Annotated in this window: 18 protein-coding genes; 11 read left to right on the forward strand and 7 right to left on the reverse strand. The window is 65.3% G+C overall.

Annotated elements, in window-relative coordinates; all coding sequences use genetic code 11:
- A partial coding sequence (locus BMX16_RS00005) for a helix-turn-helix domain-containing protein (protein ID WP_143057969.1) occupies positions 1 to 234 on the reverse strand: 234 nt, incomplete at its 3' end.
- A gap of 234 nt (positions 235 to 468) precedes the next feature.
- On the opposite strand from BMX16_RS00005, the gene BMX16_RS00010 reads away from it, so the two are divergent.
- Together BMX16_RS00010 and BMX16_RS00015 are read left to right on the forward strand one after the other, a co-directional pair.
- Positions 469 to 1,131, forward strand: a complete 663-nt coding sequence (locus BMX16_RS00010; protein WP_089897420.1) for a potassium channel family protein — start codon at positions 469 to 471, stop codon at positions 1,129 to 1,131.
- A 9-nt stretch (positions 1,132 to 1,140) separates the two neighbouring features.
- Positions 1,141 to 2,484, forward strand: coding sequence for a TrkH family potassium uptake protein (locus tag BMX16_RS00015; protein WP_245731184.1), 1,344 nt, complete (start codon positions 1,141 to 1,143; stop codon positions 2,482 to 2,484).
- A gap of 96 nt (positions 2,485 to 2,580) precedes the next feature.
- Here the strand turns inward: BMX16_RS00015 and tsf are convergent, their stop codons facing one another.
- Positions 2,581 to 3,453, reverse strand: a complete 873-nt coding sequence (gene tsf, locus BMX16_RS00020) for a translation elongation factor Ts (protein WP_089897422.1) — start codon at positions 3,451 to 3,453, stop codon at positions 2,581 to 2,583.
- Between the two features lie 89 nt (positions 3,454 to 3,542).
- The gene (gene rpsB / locus BMX16_RS00025; RefSeq protein ID WP_089897424.1) at positions 3,543 to 4,328 is read right to left on the reverse strand and encodes a 30S ribosomal protein S2; all 786 of its coding nucleotides are present in this window, start codon (positions 4,326 to 4,328) and stop codon (positions 3,543 to 3,545) included.
- 205 nt (positions 4,329 to 4,533) lie between these two features.
- On the opposite strand from rpsB, the gene BMX16_RS00030 reads away from it, so the two are divergent.
- The 4 genes from BMX16_RS00030 to BMX16_RS00045 all read left to right on the forward strand — a co-directional run bounded on the left by BMX16_RS00030 (position 4,534) and on the right by BMX16_RS00045 (position 7,737).
- A complete protein-coding gene (locus BMX16_RS00030; protein ID WP_089898259.1) occupies positions 4,534 to 5,427 on the forward strand; it encodes a PfkB family carbohydrate kinase in 894 nt (297 codons plus the stop codon).
- A complete protein-coding gene (locus BMX16_RS00035) occupies positions 5,424 to 6,338 on the forward strand; it encodes a pseudouridine-5'-phosphate glycosidase (protein ID WP_089897425.1) in 915 nt (304 codons plus the stop codon). Before BMX16_RS00030 ends, BMX16_RS00035 begins: the two co-directional genes overlap by 4 nt.
- A 68-nt stretch (positions 6,339 to 6,406) precedes the next feature.
- Entirely contained in the window at positions 6,407 to 7,135 is a 729-nt protein-coding gene (locus BMX16_RS00040; protein ID WP_089897428.1) for a DUF502 domain-containing protein, read from the forward strand.
- Positions 7,132 to 7,737 (forward strand): LysE/ArgO family amino acid transporter, encoded by a 606-nt coding sequence (locus tag BMX16_RS00045; protein ID WP_089897430.1) that lies wholly within the window; start codon positions 7,132 to 7,134, stop codon positions 7,735 to 7,737. Before BMX16_RS00040 ends, BMX16_RS00045 begins: the two co-directional genes overlap by 4 nt.
- Positions 7,738 to 7,746: 9 nt before the next feature.
- Here BMX16_RS00045 and BMX16_RS00050 read toward each other — a convergent pair whose 3' ends face one another.
- On the reverse strand, positions 7,747 to 8,778 hold the full coding sequence (locus tag BMX16_RS00050) for a patatin-like phospholipase family protein (RefSeq protein WP_089897431.1): 1,032 nt from the start codon (positions 8,776 to 8,778) through the stop codon (positions 7,747 to 7,749).
- 488 nt (positions 8,779 to 9,266) lie between these two features.
- On the opposite strand from BMX16_RS00050, the gene BMX16_RS00055 reads away from it, so the two are divergent.
- The 4 genes from BMX16_RS00055 to BMX16_RS00065 all read left to right on the forward strand — a co-directional run bounded on the left by BMX16_RS00055 (position 9,267) and on the right by BMX16_RS00065 (position 12,708).
- Complete coding sequence (locus BMX16_RS00055; RefSeq protein ID WP_245731185.1) at positions 9,267 to 11,081, forward strand: extracellular solute-binding protein; 1,815 nt, start codon at positions 9,267 to 9,269, stop codon at positions 11,079 to 11,081.
- Positions 11,078 to 11,203, forward strand: coding sequence for a hypothetical protein (locus tag BMX16_RS18145; protein WP_281242534.1), 126 nt, complete (start codon positions 11,078 to 11,080; stop codon positions 11,201 to 11,203). The genes BMX16_RS00055 and BMX16_RS18145 overlap by 4 nt, the downstream gene beginning before the upstream one ends.
- A 317-nt stretch (positions 11,204 to 11,520) precedes the next feature.
- On the forward strand, positions 11,521 to 11,868 hold the full coding sequence (locus BMX16_RS00060) for a hypothetical protein (RefSeq protein ID WP_089897433.1): 348 nt from the start codon (positions 11,521 to 11,523) through the stop codon (positions 11,866 to 11,868).
- Between the two features lie 195 nt (positions 11,869 to 12,063).
- Positions 12,064 to 12,708 carry a DsbA family oxidoreductase gene (locus BMX16_RS00065; RefSeq protein ID WP_089897435.1) on the forward strand — a complete coding sequence of 215 codons (645 nt, stop codon included), beginning with the start codon at positions 12,064 to 12,066 and terminating at the stop codon, positions 12,706 to 12,708.
- A 3-nt stretch (positions 12,709 to 12,711) separates the two neighbouring features.
- Here BMX16_RS00065 and BMX16_RS00070 read toward each other — a convergent pair whose 3' ends face one another.
- The 3 genes from BMX16_RS00070 to BMX16_RS00080 are packed head-to-tail and all read right to left on the reverse strand — an operon-like array spanning position 12,712 to position 17,053.
- A complete protein-coding gene (locus BMX16_RS00070; protein WP_218139804.1) occupies positions 12,712 to 12,984 on the reverse strand; it encodes a hypothetical protein in 273 nt (90 codons plus the stop codon).
- Positions 12,985 to 13,038: 54 nt separating this feature from the next.
- The gene (gene mfd / locus BMX16_RS00075) at positions 13,039 to 16,482 is read right to left on the reverse strand and encodes a transcription-repair coupling factor (protein ID WP_089897437.1); all 3,444 of its coding nucleotides are present in this window, start codon (positions 16,480 to 16,482) and stop codon (positions 13,039 to 13,041) included.
- Between the two features lie 46 nt (positions 16,483 to 16,528).
- The gene (locus BMX16_RS00080; RefSeq protein ID WP_089897439.1) at positions 16,529 to 17,053 is read right to left on the reverse strand and encodes a component of SufBCD complex; all 525 of its coding nucleotides are present in this window, start codon (positions 17,051 to 17,053) and stop codon (positions 16,529 to 16,531) included.
- Between the two features lie 124 nt (positions 17,054 to 17,177).
- On the opposite strand from BMX16_RS00080, the gene hemB reads away from it, so the two are divergent.
- Positions 17,178 to 18,179 (forward strand): porphobilinogen synthase, encoded by a 1,002-nt coding sequence (hemB, locus tag BMX16_RS00085; RefSeq protein WP_089897441.1) that lies wholly within the window; start codon positions 17,178 to 17,180, stop codon positions 18,177 to 18,179.
- Positions 18,180 to 18,185: the final 6 nt, after the last annotated feature.

The following is an 18,185-nucleotide window of genomic DNA, read 5'->3' on the forward strand; positions in this document are numbered from 1 at the left end:
CTCACGCACCAACAGGACAGCAAAGTCGCGTATCGCAGGATCGATCCGGTTGTTGGATCTGCGACCGCGCGCCTTGTGCCGGATCGCACCTGGACCTTCGCTCTGAAAATTCTTCAACAGCCTGTGGACCTGTCGTCGGCCCAGTCCCAGCACATTGGCAGCGGTCACGGCCGTCATGGTGCCGCGCGTCACCTGGCTCAGGACTTCAATGCGGTTCAGTTCGCGTTCGCTCATGATGATTAATCCCACGGCCACACTCCAATCCTGCTTGATCGACAGGGAAGTGTGACACTTCTACTTTGCAGATATGGGACATTCTAACTTTGCGCTTACAATCCAATATCGCATAATCAGTATTATGTAACTATTTCTTACATGCGGGCATCCGCCGACGTGCTGGGCCATGCCGCTGTTCGCCGCCTGCGATCTGCGCGATACTGTGCGCAATCTCATCACGGCAGTGGAATCATGGTCAAACGCAAACGCACGTTCGGTGTCATCGGGCTGGGCATCTTCGGCAGCACGGTCGCCACCGAACTCGCCCGCTTCGGCAATCACGTGATCGGCGTCGACACTAATGAAACGGCGGTCGCCGCCATCGCCGACCGGATCAGTCAGGCGATGATCGTGGATGCCCGCGACGATGCCGCCCTGCGCGAGGCCGGGATCACCGACTGCGACGTCGGTCTCGTGGCCATGGGCGACGATCTGGAGGCGTCGATCCTTGCGGTGATGAACCTCAAGCTGATCGGCGTGCCCGTGGTCTGGGCCAAGGCGCGGACCAAGACGCATCACCGCATCCTGTCGAAACTGGGCGTGGACCGGGTGATTCACCCGGAACTCGAGGTCGGCCAGCACGTCGCACAGGTGCTGAACAACCCGCTGGTGCGCGATTACGTCAGCCTCGGCAACGGGTTCCACGTGGTGAACTTCCGCGTGCCGCAAAGCCTTCAGGGTCGCAAATTGACGGATCTGCGGCACATGCGCGATTATGACCTGCGGTGTGTCGGCGTGATGCGCGGCACAGAATTCGTGGGGCAAGACGGCAGCGATTGCACGTTGCAGGGTGACGATCTGCTGCTGCTGCTGGGTCAGCGCAAGGACCTGTGCGATTTCGGCGACAGCCTCTAGGTCATGGCGATGCAACGCACACGCGGGCGGCTGGGGCTGCGGCATTTCAACATGTCGCCGCCTGCGGCGCTGGCGATGATGTATCTGGTGGCGATCGTCGTGGGCGCCGTGCTGCTGTGGCTGCCGATCTCGGTGACGGAACCGATCAGACCGATCCACGCACTGTTCCTGTCGACCTCCGCCGTAACTGTGACGGGACTGTCGATGCTGGATGTGGGCGCTGTGTTCACCACCTTCGGCGAAGCCGTGCTGATGGTTCTGATGCAGTTGGGCGGTCTGGGCCTGATGACCTTCGCGGTCCTCGTGCTGTCGGCGCTGGGGATCAACGTGGGCATGCCGTCCCGCCTGATCCTGCGCGAAAGCCTGAACCAGACGGCGATGAACAACCTGACCGTGCTGGTGCGGATCATCGTGGTCATCGCCCTGTGTTGCGAGGCGGTGGGCGTGCTCGTGCTGTCGGTCGTGTTCGTGCCGGACATGGGGTTCTGGCCCGGGGTTTGGACCGCGCTGTTCCATTCCGTGTCTGCGTTCAACAATGCGGGGCTGTCCACCCTGCCCGCCAGTCTGACCGCCTATGTCGGCGATCCGCTGATGAACGTCATGGTGACGGCGCTGTTCATCACCGGTGGCCTCGGGTTCGTCGTCGTCGGCGACATCGCGCAGAAGCGCAGGTTCGCGTCGCTGACGCTGCATACAAAGCTGATGCTGGTCGGCACCGCAGGTCTGATCGTGTTCGGATCAGTGGCCTTCGGCGCGCTGGAATGGACCAACCCGGGCACGCTGGGCGGTCTGCCGGACACCGCGTCGCGGCTGTGGGCCACATGGTTTCAGGCGACGACGCCGCGCACCGCCGGGTTCAACACGATCGACACCAGCGCCATGCACGACAGCACCACGCTGCTGACCATGGTGCTGATGGTGATCGGTGGCGGCAGCACGTCGACGGCGGGCGGCATCAAGGTGACGACCATGATCGTCCTGCTGTTGGCGACCGTGGCCTATTTCCGTCGCAGCCGGTCGCTGTCGGTCTTCGGCCGCAGCCTGAAGGTCGAGGAGGTGCTGAAGGTCATGGCCCTCGTGACGATCAGCATGTTTCTGATGACCGTGGGATTGTTCCTTGTCGCGCTGAACCACGACGGCGATTTCCTCGACCTGATGTTCGAGGTGACGTCCGCATTTGCCACCGTCGGCCTGTCGCGCGGGGCCACGGCAGAGCTCAACGACTTCGGCATGTACGTCATCATGGTCGTGATGTTCTTCGGCCGGATCGGGCCACTGACCATCGGGTTCTTCCTTGCCACGCGCAGCAGGCCCAAGGTGAGCTATCCGTCAGGTCAGATCTATCTGGGCTGACGCGGGCCCTGCCCCATCGCCACATGACCGCACGCGCCCATGAAAAAACGCGCCGGATCGCTCCGGCGCGTCGTATTGAGCAGAGAGTGACGCGGCTCAGCCGTGCAGCTTGGCCACTTCCGCGGCGAAGTCTTCCTTCTCGACGGTGATGCCTTCGCCGACTTCCAGACGGGTGAAACCGGTGATAACGACACCAGCGGCTTCGGCGGCCTGCGCCACGGTCAGGTCGGGGTTCACGACGAACGCCTGACCCAGCAGGGTCGATTCGGCCATGTACTTGGCCATGCGGCCCACGATCATCTTCTCGATCACGGCCTCGGGCTTGCCGCTTTCGCGGGCGATGTCCATCTGGACCTGCTTTTCCTTTTCGACCAGCGCCGGGTCCAGATCCGCTTCGCCCAGGGCTGCGGGGCTGGCGGCGGCGATGTGCATGGCGACCTGACGGGCGAACGTCTCGTCGCTGCCGTCGAAGGCCACAAGAACGCCGATGCTGCCCATGCCCGGTGCGACCGAGTTGTGGACGTAGGACACGACGTTGCTGCCGTGCAGGCTGGCCATGCGGCGCACGGACATGTTCTCGCCGATGATGGCGATGGCGTCGGTCACGGTCTGCTCGATGGTCTTGCCGTCGACGGACGTGGCCTTCAGATCTTCGACCGTCTCGACGGCGATCGCGGCGGTGGCGATCTTGCCGACCATCTTTTGGAAATCGGCGTTCTTGCCGACGAAGTCGGTTTCCGAGTTCACTTCGACGGCGATGCCCTTGCTGCCTTCGGTCGCCACGGCGACCAGACCTTCGGCGGCGGTGCGGCCGGACTTCTTGGCGGCCTTTGCCAGACCTTTGGTGCGCAGCCAGTCGACGGCGGCTTCCATGTTGCCATCGGTTTCGGTCAGTGCCTTCTTCGCGTCCATCATGCCTGCGCCGGTGCTGTCGCGCAGTTCCTTGACCATCTGGGCGGTGATTGCCATGTCTCGTCTCCTTGAGGGGGAATTCATCGAAAACGGGCAGCGGCCCTACGGCCCCTGCCCTGTTCTTTCATGCAGGCCTCGCGTGACGCTTATGCGTCGGCAGCGGCTTTCTGCTGGGCTTCCAGATCGGCGGCCTCTTCGGCCATCAGCTCTTCCATGGCGCCCATGTCGACGCCTGCGGCGCCCAGCTGCGCACTCATGCCGTCCAGCGCCGCACGGGCGGCCAGATCGCAATAGAGCGCGATGGCGCGTGCCGCGTCGTCGTTGCCGGGGATGACGTAGTCAACGCCCTTGGGGCTGCAGTTGGTGTCGACCACGGCCACGACCGGGATGCCCAGCTTCTGCGCCTCGAGGATGGCGAGGTCTTCCTTGTTCACGTCGATGACGAAGATCAGGTCGGGCACGCCACCCATCTCGCGGATACCGCCGAGCGATGCGGTCAGCTTGCCCTGCTCGCGCTCCATGCCAAGACGCTCTTTCTTGGTCAGGCCGGCAAAGCCGTTCTCGGCGGCTTCGTCGATCTGCTTCAGACGGTTGATCGACTGGGACACGGTCTGCCAGTTGGTCAGCGTACCGCCCAGCCAGCGGTGGTTCATGTAGAACTGCGCGGATTTCTCGGCAGCGTCCTTGATCGGGGCCTGCGCCTGACGCTTGGTGCCGACGAACAGGATGCGGCCGCCCTTGGCGACGGTGTCGCGGATGATCTGCAGCGCCTGATCCAGCATCGGAACGGTCTGCGTCAGGTCCATGATGTGGATGCCGTTGCGCGCGCCGTAGATGTATTCACCCATCTTGGGGTTCCAGCGGGCGGTCTGGTGGCCGAAGTGAACGCCAGCTTCCAGCAGCTGACGCATGGAGAACTCGGGAAGAGCCATGGTCTTATCCTTTTCCGGTTTAGCCTCGGCGGGGGTATCAGACCATGCTGGTCCAACCGGTGGATGCTGCGGGGATGTCTGTCCGCCTCACCCGCCCCCGCCTGCGGGATTGTCGTGGCAGCCCGTTACACGCAGGATCGCCCCATTGCAAGAGGCGCGCGGGATGCCCTTGCGCAGCCGGGTGCGGCGCGTCAGAAGCGGTGCCATGAACACGCAGACCGACATCCTGTGCATCGGCTCCGTCCTGTGGGACGTGATCGGCCGCACCGCCAGCCATATGCGCGCTGGCGCCGACGTGCCAGGCCGCATCACCCGTCTGCCGGGTGGGGTGGCCATGAACATCGCCATGACGCTCAAACGCTTCGGTCTGCACCCGGACCTGTTGACCGTCATCGGCCGCGACGCAGAAGGCGACGCGTTGCTGGCCGAGGCGCAGGCGATGGGGCTGGGGTGCGAGCATATATACCGCTCAGACGATCTGCCCACCGACGTCTACATGGCGATCGAGGCCGCGAACGGCCTGATTGCCGCCATTGCCGACGCCCATTCGCTGGAGGCGGCTGGCGACAAGATCCTGCGCCCCATGGCCGATGGACGTCTGGGGTCGGCGGACGCGCCGTGGCGCGGGTCCGTGGCGCTGGACGGCAACCTGACAGAGGACCTGCTGCGCATCATCGCCACCTCGCCGCTGTTCGCGCAGGCCGACCTGCGCGTGGCGCCTGCGTCACCCGGCAAGGCGGAACGGCTGCTGGCGCTTCTGGGGCATCCCAGTGCGACCCTCTACGTCAATCTGGAGGAGGCGGGTCTGCTCTGCCAGACCGCCTTTGCCGACAGCGCCACCGCCGCCGCCGCCCTGCTGGCGCGCGGCGCGCACCGCGTCCTCGTCACCGACGGCGGGCGTGCCGCGTCCGAGGGCACTGCGGGCGATGTCATCACCGCCCACCCGCCAGCCGTGCTGGTCACGCGGGTCACAGGCGCGGGCGACACCTTCATGGCGGCGCATATCGCGTCGGAACGGCAGGGGCTGGACCGTGCCACCGCCCTCGCCCGCGCCCTCGACGCCGCCGCACGTTATGTTTCAGGAGAGACGCCGCTATGATTCCCATGAGCTACAGTGCCGAAGTGCAGACCGCCCTCGATGCAGGCACCGCCATCGTGGCGCTGGAAAGCACGATCATCACCCACGGGATGCCCTATCCGCAGAACGTAGACACGGCGCGGCTGGTCGAACAGGACGTCCGCGATGCGGGCGCCACGCCAGCCACCATCGCCGTGATCGACGGCACCCTGCACATCGGTCTGGAAGAAGACGAGTTGTCCGCCCTCGGTCAGGCGACCCATGTGGCCAAGCTCAGCCGCGCCGACATCGCCGCCTGCATCGCCATCGGCGGCACCGGGGCCACCACCGTCGCGGCCACGATGATCGCGGCGCATCTGGCCGGCATCCGCGTCTTTGCCACGGGGGGCATCGGCGGCGTGCACCGTGGGGCAGAACTCAGCTTTGACATCAGCGCCGACCTGCACGAACTGGCCCAGACCCCCGTGACCGTCGTCGCGGCGGGCGCCAAGGCCATCCTCGATCTGCACAAGACTTACGAAGTGCTTGAAACCCTTGGCGTTCCCGTCATTGCCGTCGGTCAGGACAGCCTGCCCGCCTTCTGGTCGCGCACGTCCGACATGGCCGCACCGCTGCGCATGGACACCGCCCGCGACATCGCCACGGCGCAGATCGTGCGCCACGTCATGGGCCTGCCCGGCGGGCAACTGGTCTGCAACCCGATCCCCGAAGCCGATGAAATCCCCGCCGAAGACCTTGCCCCCGTGATCGCACAGGCGCTGGCGGACGCCGAGGCGCAGGGGATCGCTGCCAAGGCGGTGACGCCCTTCCTGCTCGACCGCATCTATGAGTTGACCGAGGGGCGGTCCCTGACCGCCAACATCGCACTGGTGCGCAACAACGCCCGTCTGGCCGCCGCCATCGCCCGCGAGATGATCCAGACGGCGGACTGACAGGCCGCGTCGCTTGTGAAGGCCCGCCCCAGCGCCTAGACAGGGCGGGCCAAGCGACGGACGAAGTGATGACCCTGCCACCCGAACCGGACAATCAAGGCCGCCACCGCCGCCCCGGCCTGATGGCGCGCGCGCGCAGCAACTTCCTTGCGGGCCTCATCATCATTGCACCCATCGGCCTGACGTTCTGGCTGATCTATACGGTCGTGGGCTGGGTCGACAGCTGGGTATGGCCCTTCGTCCCCGGCCGTTACCGCCCCGCGGCCCTGACCGACCGCTGGTTCGGCGACGGCACCGCCGAGATGATCCCCATCGACGTGCAGGGCGTCGGCGTCGTGATCTTTTTGCTGTTCACCGTCCTCGTCGGTTGGCTGGGCAAGGGGTTCATCGGCCGCGCCGTGATCCGCAGCGGCGAGCGGCTGGTCAATCGTACGCCCGTGGTGCGCAGCGTCTATGGCGGGGTCAAGCAGATCGCCGAGACGGTGTTCAGCCAGCGCGACACCACGTTCGAACAGGCCTGTCTGGTCGAGTTTCCACGTAAAGGCATATGGCGCATCGCCTTCATCTCGACCTCCGCACGGGGCGAGATCGCCGAACGGCTGCCACAGGATGCCGACCTTGCCACCGTGTTCATGCCCAACACGCCCAATCCCACCGCAGGGTTCCTGATGTTCCTGCCGCGCGCCGACCTCATCATCCTCGACATGAGCGTGGAGGATGCGGCGAAGCTCGTGATCTCGGCGGGCCTCGTCTATCCCAATCCCAAGGACCCGACGGGGCCAGCGGCCCCCGAATGATCGCCGCCGCCGCGACCGGGTTCGCCACCGGGTTCTCGCTGATCCTTGCCATCGGGGCGCAGAACGCCTTCGTGCTGCGGCAGGGGCTGGCAAGGGCGCATGTATTTTGGCTGTGCCTGTTCTGTGCGGCGTCCGATGCCGTGCTGATCGTGGCGGGCGTGCTGGGGTTCGGCACGCTGGTGGCGCTGTTCCCGGCCCTGCCCCGCGTCATGGCGCTGGCGGGGGCGGCGTTCCTGATCGTCTATGGCGTGCTGCGGATGATCGCCGCCTGGCGCGGCGACTACGCGTTGCAGCTTGCCGGGCAGACCCGCGCGCTGGGACCGACCATCGCCACCGCAGCCGCCTTCACCTGGCTGAACCCGCATGTCTATCTGGACACGCTGGGGCTGATCGGGGCGATCTCGACAAACTATGGGGACGCGAGCCTCAAGACGGCGTTCGCGACCGGCGCCGTCACGTCGTCGTTCACCTTCTTCTTCGCGCTCGGCTACGGCGCGCGCCTGCTGGCCCCGGTGATGCAGTCACCCCGCGCGTGGCGCATCCTCGACGTCGTCATCGCGCTGGTGATGTGGGCGCTGGTGGTGAAATTGGTCGGTTCGTGAACCGACTGGTCAGCTGAACAGCGCGTTCACGTCCACCGTGTCGCGCTTGCCGATGTCGTGCTTGTGCGCGCGCAGGAAGGCGTCAGCCGCCTCGCGTCCCGCAGCCTTCAGCCGCGCGAGGATGATCGGCACGGGGATCGTCTTGGTCGCCACGTTCAGATCGTTCATCAGGGCGTCATCTTCGACGAAATGCACCAGCACCCGCTTCATCGTGCCTGCCGGGATCCGGTTTTCCGCCAGCAGGCGGCGGACGAAATCGATCGACCGCAATTCGCGCAGCAAGGACGTGTTGAAGCCGATCTCGTTGATGCGGTTGGCGATGGCCTCTGGCGTGTCGGGCACCGCGTCGCGCACGATGGGATTGATGCCGACGATCACGATGTCGTCCGGCAAGTCCTTGGCATAAAGCGGGAACAGCGCGGGGTTGCCGGTATAGCCGCCGTCCCAGAACGCCTCCACCCGACCCGTGGTGGGATCGTGGATCTCGACCGCGCGGAACAGTGTCGGCAGACAGCTCGACGCCATCAGCGCGTCCGTCGTGATCTCCGCCCCGGAAAAGACGCGGATCTTGCCGGTGCGCACGTTGGTGGCGCCGACGAACAGCGCGGGGCCCGCGTCGCTGCAGATGTCCTCGAACCGCATGTTGGCCAGGATCTTGTCCAGCGGATTGCGCATCAGCGCACCGAACACATAGGGCGAGGTCATGCGCGACATGGCGTCGAATGCACGGTAGCCGGGCGACACTTCCAGTATCGCGGCCATGCCGGCGATGGACGGGGCGAGCGCCGCCAGCCAGTCCTGCACCCAGGGCGCGTTGACCGCGCCGACCTGTTCCCAGAACCAGTCCAGCGTCTCGCGCGCGCCGGCGCGGCCACCGGCGACCAGACCCGCCTTGTAGGCGGCGGCGTTCATCGCCCCCGCGCTGGTGCCGCTGATCGCCGCGATCTCGATGTCCTCTTCGTCCAGCAACCGGTCGAGGACGCCCCACGTGAATGCCCCATGCGCGCCGCCGCCCTGCAGGCCAAGATTGATCCGGATCATAGGCGACGCTCCTGTTATGCGGGACAGCGATCATGCTGCAGGTGCAGCATATGGGGCGCGACGCCCGGTTGGACAACCCGCAGCGACCGATGGTGCTGCAGGGTCATGGTGGAATGGCGTCGTCGGCATCTTTCAGCCGATCGAATCCCCTGATTCCCTAAAAGTGATTCACGCCAACAGCTTGGCAGACGAAGTGGATTCAGGGTGAGTCGCCCGGGGAAAAAGGCGTGCGGAACAGCCATTTCAGCCCTTGCCCCCCGATTCGCACCACTGTAACCCGTTGAAATCTGCGGATTGGCCAAAAAAAACCCCGGCACAAGGCCGGGGTGTAGTTATTGAGGCAGGTTTCATACAGGCAAGAAACCTATCGAGCAGTGAGTTATGTATAAGCATATTCGCTGAACTGTCCAAGCTAAAAGTTTGATAACCCTCGAAACCCTCTTTAGCGTATCCGTGAACGATCACGCACACCGGGGACATCCGCCGCCATGAGATTTCGACACGTCACGCGCCTGACCCACGGCGCCATCGCCGCCCTGTTGATCGGTGCGGCCCCCGCATGGGCCGAACCCCAGCACGGCATCGCGATGTACGGCGAACCGGCGATGCCCGCCGACTTCACACACCTTCCTTACGTCAATCCGGACGCCCCCACCGGTGGCCGCATCGTCACGGCAGAGGTCGGGACCTTCGACAGCATCAACCCCTATGTGCTCAAGGGCAATCCGCCGTGGCAGCTGCGCTTTCTGATCGGCGAGTCGCTGATGGGCCGCAGCCTCGACGAGCCCTTCACGCTCTATGGCCTGCTCGCCCAGTCGATCGAGACGGGCCCCAACCGCGAATGGGTGGAGTTCGTGCTGAATCCCGCCGCCACCTTCAGCGACGGCAGCCCCGTGACGGTCGAGGATGTGATCTGGTCCTTCGAGACGCTCGGCACCATCGGCAACCCGCGCTACCTCGGCTTCTGGGCCAAGGTCGAAACGATCGAGGAGACGGCCCCCGGCACCGTGCGGCTGACCTTCAACACCGCCGACCGCGAGCTTGCATTGCTGGCGGGCCTGCGCCCGATCCTGAAAAAAGCGCAGTGGGAAAACGTCGATTTCGCCAACGGCGGTCTGGACGTGATGCCGATCACCTCCGGGCCTTACGTGATCTCCGAAGTGGATGCGGGCCGGTCCGTCACCCTGACGCGCAACGCCGACTACTGGGGCCGCGATGTGGTCCCGTTCGAAAAGGGCCTGCACAACATCGACGAAATCCGACTGGAGTTCTTTGCGGATGAGACCGCCGCCTTCGAGGCGTTCAAGACCGGCGAGGTCAACTCCAACCGCGAGTTCAACGTGGCCCGCTGGGACCAGCAATACGATTTCCCGATGGTGCAGTCCGGCGACGTGGTGAAGTCGGTGATCCCGCACGGTCGCCCCTCCGGCATGACCGGCTTCGTGATGAACAGCCGCCAGCCGCAGTTCGCCGACTGGCGCGTGCGGGACGCGATGATCGCGGCCTTCAACTTCGAATTCATCAACGACGCCATGACCGGCAGCCAGCAGCCGCGCATCACGTCCTACTGGTCGAACTCGCCGCTGGCGATGGATGCGGGCCCCGCCACGGGGCGCGTGGCCGAACTGCTGGACCCCTTCGCCGCCGACCTGATCCCCGGCACGATGGACGGCTACGCCCTGCCCGTGTCGGACGGCACGGAACGCAACCGCCCCGGCACCCGCGCGGCGCTGGCACAGATGGAGGCGGCAGGCTGGACAGTGCAGGACGGCGTCATGCGCAACGAGGCGGGCGCGCCCTTTACCTTCGACATTCTGCTGCAGCAGGGCGCGTCGGAAAATCAGGCCATCATCGACATGTATGTCGAAAGCCTGACGCGGATCGGCGTGACACCGACCGTGACCGTCGTCGATGACGCGCAATACACCGAACGCACCTCCGCGCTGGAGTTCGACATGACCTTCGGCAGGCTGGCGGTGTCGCTGTCGCCCGGCAACGAACAGTACCTCTACTTCGGGTCAGAGGCTGCGGATCAGCCCGGCACGCGCAACCTGATGGGGGTCAAATCCCCCGCCGTGGACAGCCTGATCGACACGCTGCTCACATCCGAGGACGAGACAGACTTCGTCGCCGCCGTGCAGGCGCTTGATCGGGTGCTGACCGCGGGTCGCTACTACATCCCGATCTACCAGTGGAACGACAGCCGTCTGGCCCATGCACGCCAGCTGCGCTTTCCCGACGTGATCCCGGTCTACGGCGACTTCAACGGCTGGCAGCCCGACGTCTGGTGGTGGGAGGAGTGAGGGTCGCAGCCCTCCTGCTGGCGCTGTTCACCCTTGCCGCCTGCACACCCGCCCGCGTGGTCGGCAATACGGCCATCGGCGCGGGTCAGGTGGCACTGGGGGCTGCCGATCTGGCGATCTGACCGCCAGCCCCGAACGCGACCGACAGGGGCCCTCCGGGGCCCCTTTTGCCGTGGCATGGCATCGGCGGTTGCAACGACCGCCTGCGCGGCCTATGGCTGACCCTCCGGTGTTGCAGTGCGCGCCCTTCTGGTGCGATCTGCGGACCCGCGTGCCGCACGGTATTGTCCATGCGGCCTCAATCGGCGCTGACACCGTCGTCCGACCCTTGCAACGGCCTGCTCCCGTCAACGGGGCCGGCCCGGTCGTCCGGGCGCGCGACATGGAACCAATGCCAGACGGGACCGTTCGTCCCGTGAACATACAAAGGAGCTTTCACATGCAATGGAGAGACGTTTCCCAGAACTGGGCCGCCTACATTCCCCGGATCCTGACCGAATGGCCCGACCTCGACGAGGACGAGGTTCAAAGCATCGACGGCGATCAGGATGCCTTCATCGCCTATCTGTCCAAGTCCAAGGGCGAGGACCGCGTCGCGGCCCAGATGGCGCTGGCCGACTGGCTGATGGGCGGTGAGCCCATCGACGTCAGCATGGCCGCCCAGAACGACAACGCCAACATCATGGCCTCCGCAGCCGACGTCCCCGCAGGCGAGGATGTCAGCGACGACGACGCCAAGTTCGGCGACGACAACGTGGCTGCCGAACCCGTCGGCCGCGCGTCCTGACGACATGACCGCCGCCCGACGGATCAACGCATCCGTCGGGCCACCCACGCGACACCCTCTGCCAGCGTCTCGCGTTTGCGACCTTCCCCAGCACACCAGCCATGATAAGAGCGCGCCAGCGACCCGGTGCTGCGTCTGCACCCCGAATTACACCCGCCACGCCGCATGCTGCGCTGCAACGAAAAGAGGCCCCCCATGGTCAAGCTCGACATCCTCTCCGACCCGATCTGTCCGTGGTGCTACATCGGCAAGGCCAATCTCTTTGCCGCACTGGCGCAGGTGCCGGACCATCCCTTTACGCTGGAATGGCATCCGTTCCAGCTAAACCCGGACATGCCGCACGCCGGTGCGGACCGCCGCAGCTATCTGGAGGCCAAGTTCGGTGGCCGTGCAGAGGCGGTCAGGGCCTATGCCCCGGTCGCCACCGCCGCAGAGGCGGCGGGTCTGACGTTGAACCTAGACAAGATCACGCGCACACCCAACACGCTGAACGCGCACCGCCTGATCCACTGGGCCGGGATCGAGGGGAACCAGACGCCGATGGTGGATCTGCTGTTCGCCGCCTACTTCGTCGACGGCCGCGACATTTCCGACCCCGAGGTGCTGTCCGATCTGGCGGATACCGCAGGTCTGGATGCGGCGCTGGTCCGCCGCCTGCTGGCCAGCGATGCGGACGTGACCGCCATCCGCGACCGTGACGCGCACAGCCGCAAGATGGGTGTCACCGCTGTTCCCACCTTCATCGTGGCAAGCCAGCACGCGGTGCCAGGTGCACAGCCCGCAGCGACATGGGTGCAGATCATCGCCGAGATCCAGTCGCAGATCGCCGCAGACGACTGACGCCTAACACCGGCGGCTGCATACGGATTCGCACGGGATGCCGTCGTTGTCGCGGTCCCGGATGGATTGGCCGCAGACCAGCAGCTTGTGACACGCCTCTTCGCAGCCCGACAGCATGTCGCAGGTCTGGTTGCTGCAATCGAAGGATTGCACCGCGATCATGCGATCCAGATCCGCCAACGTCGCCATGGGGGGCTGAAGCACCTGCGTCTGCGACGCCACTGACAGTGGCAACAGGATGCAACAGACCGACAACAGGCCGATAAGACGCACCATGACTGGCTCTCCCGAAAGGTTAACGCATTGTTAACCATTCGCGTGCCGGTTGTCCTAGCCCTTCTGTCCTGCCGCCCGCTTTGCCGCCAGATCGCGGGCGATATCGAACGCGCCCTGGATCTTGTCGCGCTCGCGCGTCCAGTCCTGCATGACGACGATCTTGTTGTCGCGCACCTTTGCCTGACCCTTGTAGTCGCCGATGAACTCCACCAGTCCTGCCGCATTGCTGAACTTGTCGTTGTGGAACCGCACGGTGGCGCCCTTGGGCCCCGCATCCAGCTGACCGATTCCGGCTTTCTTGCACATCGCCTTGATGCGCACGACCAGCAGCAACGTGTTCACCTCGCGCGGCAACGGGCCGAAGCGGTCGATCAGTTCGGCGGCAAAGCCTTCCAGCTCCACCTTGGTGCTCAGGTCCGACAGACGGCGATAAAGGCCCAGACGCACGTCGAGGTCGGGCACATAGGCCTCCGGGATCAGTACCGGCACGCCGAGGTTGATCTGCGGTGACCATTCGCCATCGTCCTGCAACCCTTCCGCCACGCCGGACCGGATCGCAGTGATCTGATCCTCCAGCATCTGCTGATAAAGCTCGTACCCCACTTCGCGCATCTGCCCGGACTGCTCCTCGCCCAGCAGGTTGCCAGCACCGCGAATGTCGAGATCCTGCGATGCCAGCGTGAACCCCGCGCCAAGGCTGTCGAGGCTGGCCAGCACGCGCAGACGCTTCTGCGCGGCAGGCGTCAGCTTCTGGCGCGGGACCGTGGTCAGATAGGCATAGGCCCGCGTCTTGGACCGGCCCACGCGGCCACGGATCTGATAAAGCTGCGACAGCCCGAACATGTCCGCGCGCCACACGATCATCGTATTGGCCTGCGGAATGTCGAGGCCGCTTTCCACGATGGTCGTCGCCACCAGCACGTCATACTTGCCGTCGTAGAAGGCGTTCATCCGGTCGTCGAGCTCGCCCGCCGCCATCTGGCCGGTTGCGGTGACGAAGGTGACTTCCGGCACCTCGCGCTCCATCCACGCCACCATCTCGTCCATGTCGGAAATGCGTGGCACGACAAAGAACGACTGCCCGCCCCGGTAATGTTCGCGCAGCAGCGCCTCGCGGATGGTGATCGTGTCGAACTCGGACACATAGGTACGGATCGCCAACCGGTCGATCGGCGGCGTACCGATGATGCTCAGGTCGCGCACGCCAGACAGCGACAGCTGCAGGGTGCGCGGGATCGGCGTCGCGGTCAGGGTCAGCACGTGGACGTCGGTGCGCAGGGACTTCAGCCGTTCCTTGTGCTGGACGCCGAACTTCTGTTCCTCGTCGATGACAAGCAGGCCGAGGTTGCGGAACCGCACGGATTTCGCCAGCAGTGCATGGGTGCCGACGACGATATCCACGCTGCCGTCCGTAAGGCCCGCACGAGTCGTGGCCGCATCCTTGGCCGACACGAACCGCGAAAGGGGCCGCACGTTCACGGGAAATCCGCGGAAACGCTCTGCAAAGCTTTGATAATGCTGGCGGGCCAGCAATGTTGTTGGGGCTATGATCGCCACCTGCACACCGGCCAGTGCGGCAACAAATGCCGCGCGGATCGCCACCTCGGTCTTGCCGAAGCCCACGTCGCCGCAGATCAGGCGATCCATCGGCTGCCCGCTTTCCAGATCATTCAGCACGTCGTCGATGGCGCTCAACTGGTCGTCGGTTTCCGCATAGGGGAACCGCGCCAGAAACTGGTCCCAGATGCCCTCCATCGGTTCCAGCACCGGCGCCTTGCGCAAGGCGCGCTCTGCCGCAACCCGGATCAGGCGTTCGGCGATCTGGCGGATGCGCTCCTTCAGGCGCGCCTTCTTGGCCTGCCACGCGCCGCCGCCCAGCTTGTCCAGCAGGCCTTCGTCGTGGCCATACTTGCTCAGCAGCTCGATATTCTCGACCGGCAGGTAAAGCTTGCTGTTCTCGGCGTATTCCAGCGCAAGACATTCGTGCGCGGCCCCCAGCGCGGTGACGACCTCCAGCCCAAGGAACCGCCCAACCCCGTGATCGACGTGCACCACCAGATCGCCCACCGACAGGGCGTTCGCCTCGGTCAGGAAGTTGTCGGCGCGGCGCTTGCGCTTGGCCTGCCGGATCAGCCGGTCGCCCAGCACGTCCTGTTCGGAAATCACCGTGACGCCGGGCGCCTCGAACCCCGCCTCCAGCGCCCAGACGGCCAGATGAACGCCGGACTTGCCGACGCGGGACCAGTCGCTGACGGGGATCACCTCGCCGATGCCCTCGTCCTCGATCAGGCCTGTCAGGCGTTCCCGCGCACCTTCGGAATAGGACGCGATCACGACCGGACCTGCCTGAACCTTTTTGCGAACATGCTCCGCCAAGGCGGTGAACAGGCTCAGGTTTTCCTGCTGACGCTCGGGGGCGAAGTTGCGCCCCGGTCGCGCGCCCGCGTCCAGCACACCCATGCCCACAGCCTGCGGCAGCGGGTTCAAGCGGATCACGCGCCGCCCGGCCAGCGCCGCATCCCATGCGGTATCGTCCAGATAGAGCTGATCCGGCGGCGCGGGCTTGTAGACGGAATCCATCCGCCCCTTCTGCGTCAGGGCGTGTTTGCGGGTCGCATATTGGTCGGCGATGCTGTCCCACCGGGCCAGCCGCTGCGGGCTGACCTGATCGTCCAGCGTGACGCTACCCTGCGGCAGATAGTCGAAGAGCGTTTCCAGATCGTCCTGAAAGAAGCCCAGCCAATGCTCGATGCCGGCATGCTTGCGCCCGGCGCTGACCGCTTCGTACAGCGGATCGTCGGTCCCTGCGGCCCCGAACTCGATGCGATAGCTCTGGCGGAACCGCGTGATCGCCGCCTCGTCGAGGATGACTTCCGACACCGGCGCCAGTTCGACCTCGGTCAGCTTTTCGGTCGTGCGCTGGGTGCCGGGATCGAACCGCCGCGCCGCGTCCAGCGTGTCGCCGAACAGATCGAGGCGCACCGGACCGCTTTGGCCCGGCGGATAGATGTCGATGATGCCGCCGCGCACGGCGTAATCGCCCGCCTCGCTCACGTTGGCGGTTTGGCTGAACCCCATCCGCGTCAGAAAGCCGCGCAACCCCGCCTCATTGATGCGGTCGCCCACACGGGCGGTGAATGCCGCCTCGCGCAGGGTGGCGCGGGCGGGCACCCGCTGCGTCGCGGCATTCAGCGTGGTCAGCAGGATGAACTGCGACGGCATCCCGTGCACGAGGGCCGCCAGCGTCGCCATCCGCGCGGCGGACACGTCCGCATTCGGCGATACCCGGTCATACGGCAGGCAATCCCACGCGGGAAACACGAACACCGGCATCGCGGGGGCGAAGAACGCCAATGCCGCCTGCATCGCCGCCAACCGCTTGTCGTCGCGCGCGACGTGCAGCACGGGCGCGCCCGACCGGTCGAGCTCCGACAGGATCAGCTTGGCGTCATAGCCCTCCGGGGCGCCTGACAGGGTGATGTGGGTGGGATCTGACATGGATGCTGACCTATCCGCATCCGGTGCCGTGTCAAGGCGCGCGACGCTACAGCCCGCGCACCGTGGCGAGCACGTGGATCATGCCATACATCGCGGTCACGAAGATCGCAGTCATCCCGATCACCTGCATCCATAGCCTGTGCCGCAGCAACATCGCGTAAAGCTGCGCAGGCTCCGGGTCCGCCGCGCGGATGCGCCGGGCGCTGGCCAGCGTGACGGCAAACGCGATGCTCAGCGGCAGGGTCAGCAGAAAGATCGCCTGCGCCATCTCGACGTCATAGACGAACCCCAGCAGCGCCAGCGTCGTCAGCAGGAAACACAGGAAAGCGGTCAGTGCGAGACCCGCCGATCCCGCGATGCCCAGCAGGCGGTTCACGTTGATCCGCACCAGATCGACCATGTCATCCTCGGTCTGTCCACCGCTGCGGCGGGCACGCGTGATCATGTCGAACGGCACGCCAAGGACATAGTAGCTGACCGACGACCATGTCACCGCCAGCATGATCCAGTACCAGACGGACGAGAACGACCGCAGGTCGATCACCTGAAAGAGGACGTTGCTCCAATCCAAATCGCGTTCTTTCCCAGCCCGTGGCGTTGCGCGGACCCTAGTCCGGCGATCCGCCCTTGCCCATACTTGTGACACCGCATGTTTCGTGCAAGTTCATGGTGTGTGACAAGAAAGGCCCTGCCCCATGAAACCGACCGTCGCCCCGTTCCCCGCCACGCGCCTGCGCCGTCTGCGGGCGATGCCCGCCGTGCGCCGTCTGTCGCGCCAGCACCGGTTGAGCGTGGATGACCTGATCTGGCCGATCTTCGTCATGGCGGGCCGCGACGACGAACACGCCATCCCCTCGATGCCCGGCGTCACGCGCAAGACAGTCGACCGCGCCGTGCAGGCGGCACAAGAGGCGCACAAGCTGGGCATCCCCGCCATGTGCATCTTTCCCTATACGGGCATGGCTGAACGGACAGAGGATTGCGCCCTCGCCTGGTCGCCGGACAACATCAGCAATCAGGCGATCCGCGCGATCAAGGACGCGGTTCCCGACATCGCGATCATGACCGACATCGCGCTCGACCCCTACAACATCAACGGCCACGACGGCTTTGTCGAAGATGGCCGCATCGTGAACGACCGCACGGTCGAGGCGCTGGTGAAGATGTCGCTCGCACAGGCGGAGGCTGGGGCCGACATCCTCGGCCCGTCGGACATGATGGACGGTCGCATCGCCGCGATCCGGTCGGCACTGGAAGCCGCGGGCCACATCGACGTGGCGATCCTGAGCTATACCGCGAAATACGCGAGCGCCTTCTACGGCCCGTTCCGCGATGCGGTGGGGGCATCGGCGGCGCTGACGGGCGACAAGAACACCTACCAGATGGACCCCGGTAACGCGCAAGAGGCGCTGCGACTGGTCGAACGCGACCTGATGGAAGGCGCGGACATGGTCATGGTAAAGCCGGGGATGCCCTATCTGGACATCTGCCGGCTGGTCAAGGACACCTACGGCGTACCGACCTATGCCTATCAGGTCAGCGGTGAATACGCGATGTTGCAGGCCGCGATCCAGAACGGCTGGCTGGACGGACCCAAGGTGATGATGGAGAGCCTTCTGGCCTTCAAGCGTGCCGGATGCGATGGGATCCTGACCTATTTCGCCCCCGAGGCGGCGAAACTGTTGCACCGGCTTTGACGGATT

Source organism: Loktanella fryxellensis (assembly GCF_900110065.1).
GTDB classification, from domain to species: domain Bacteria; phylum Pseudomonadota; class Alphaproteobacteria; order Rhodobacterales; family Rhodobacteraceae; genus Loktanella; species Loktanella fryxellensis.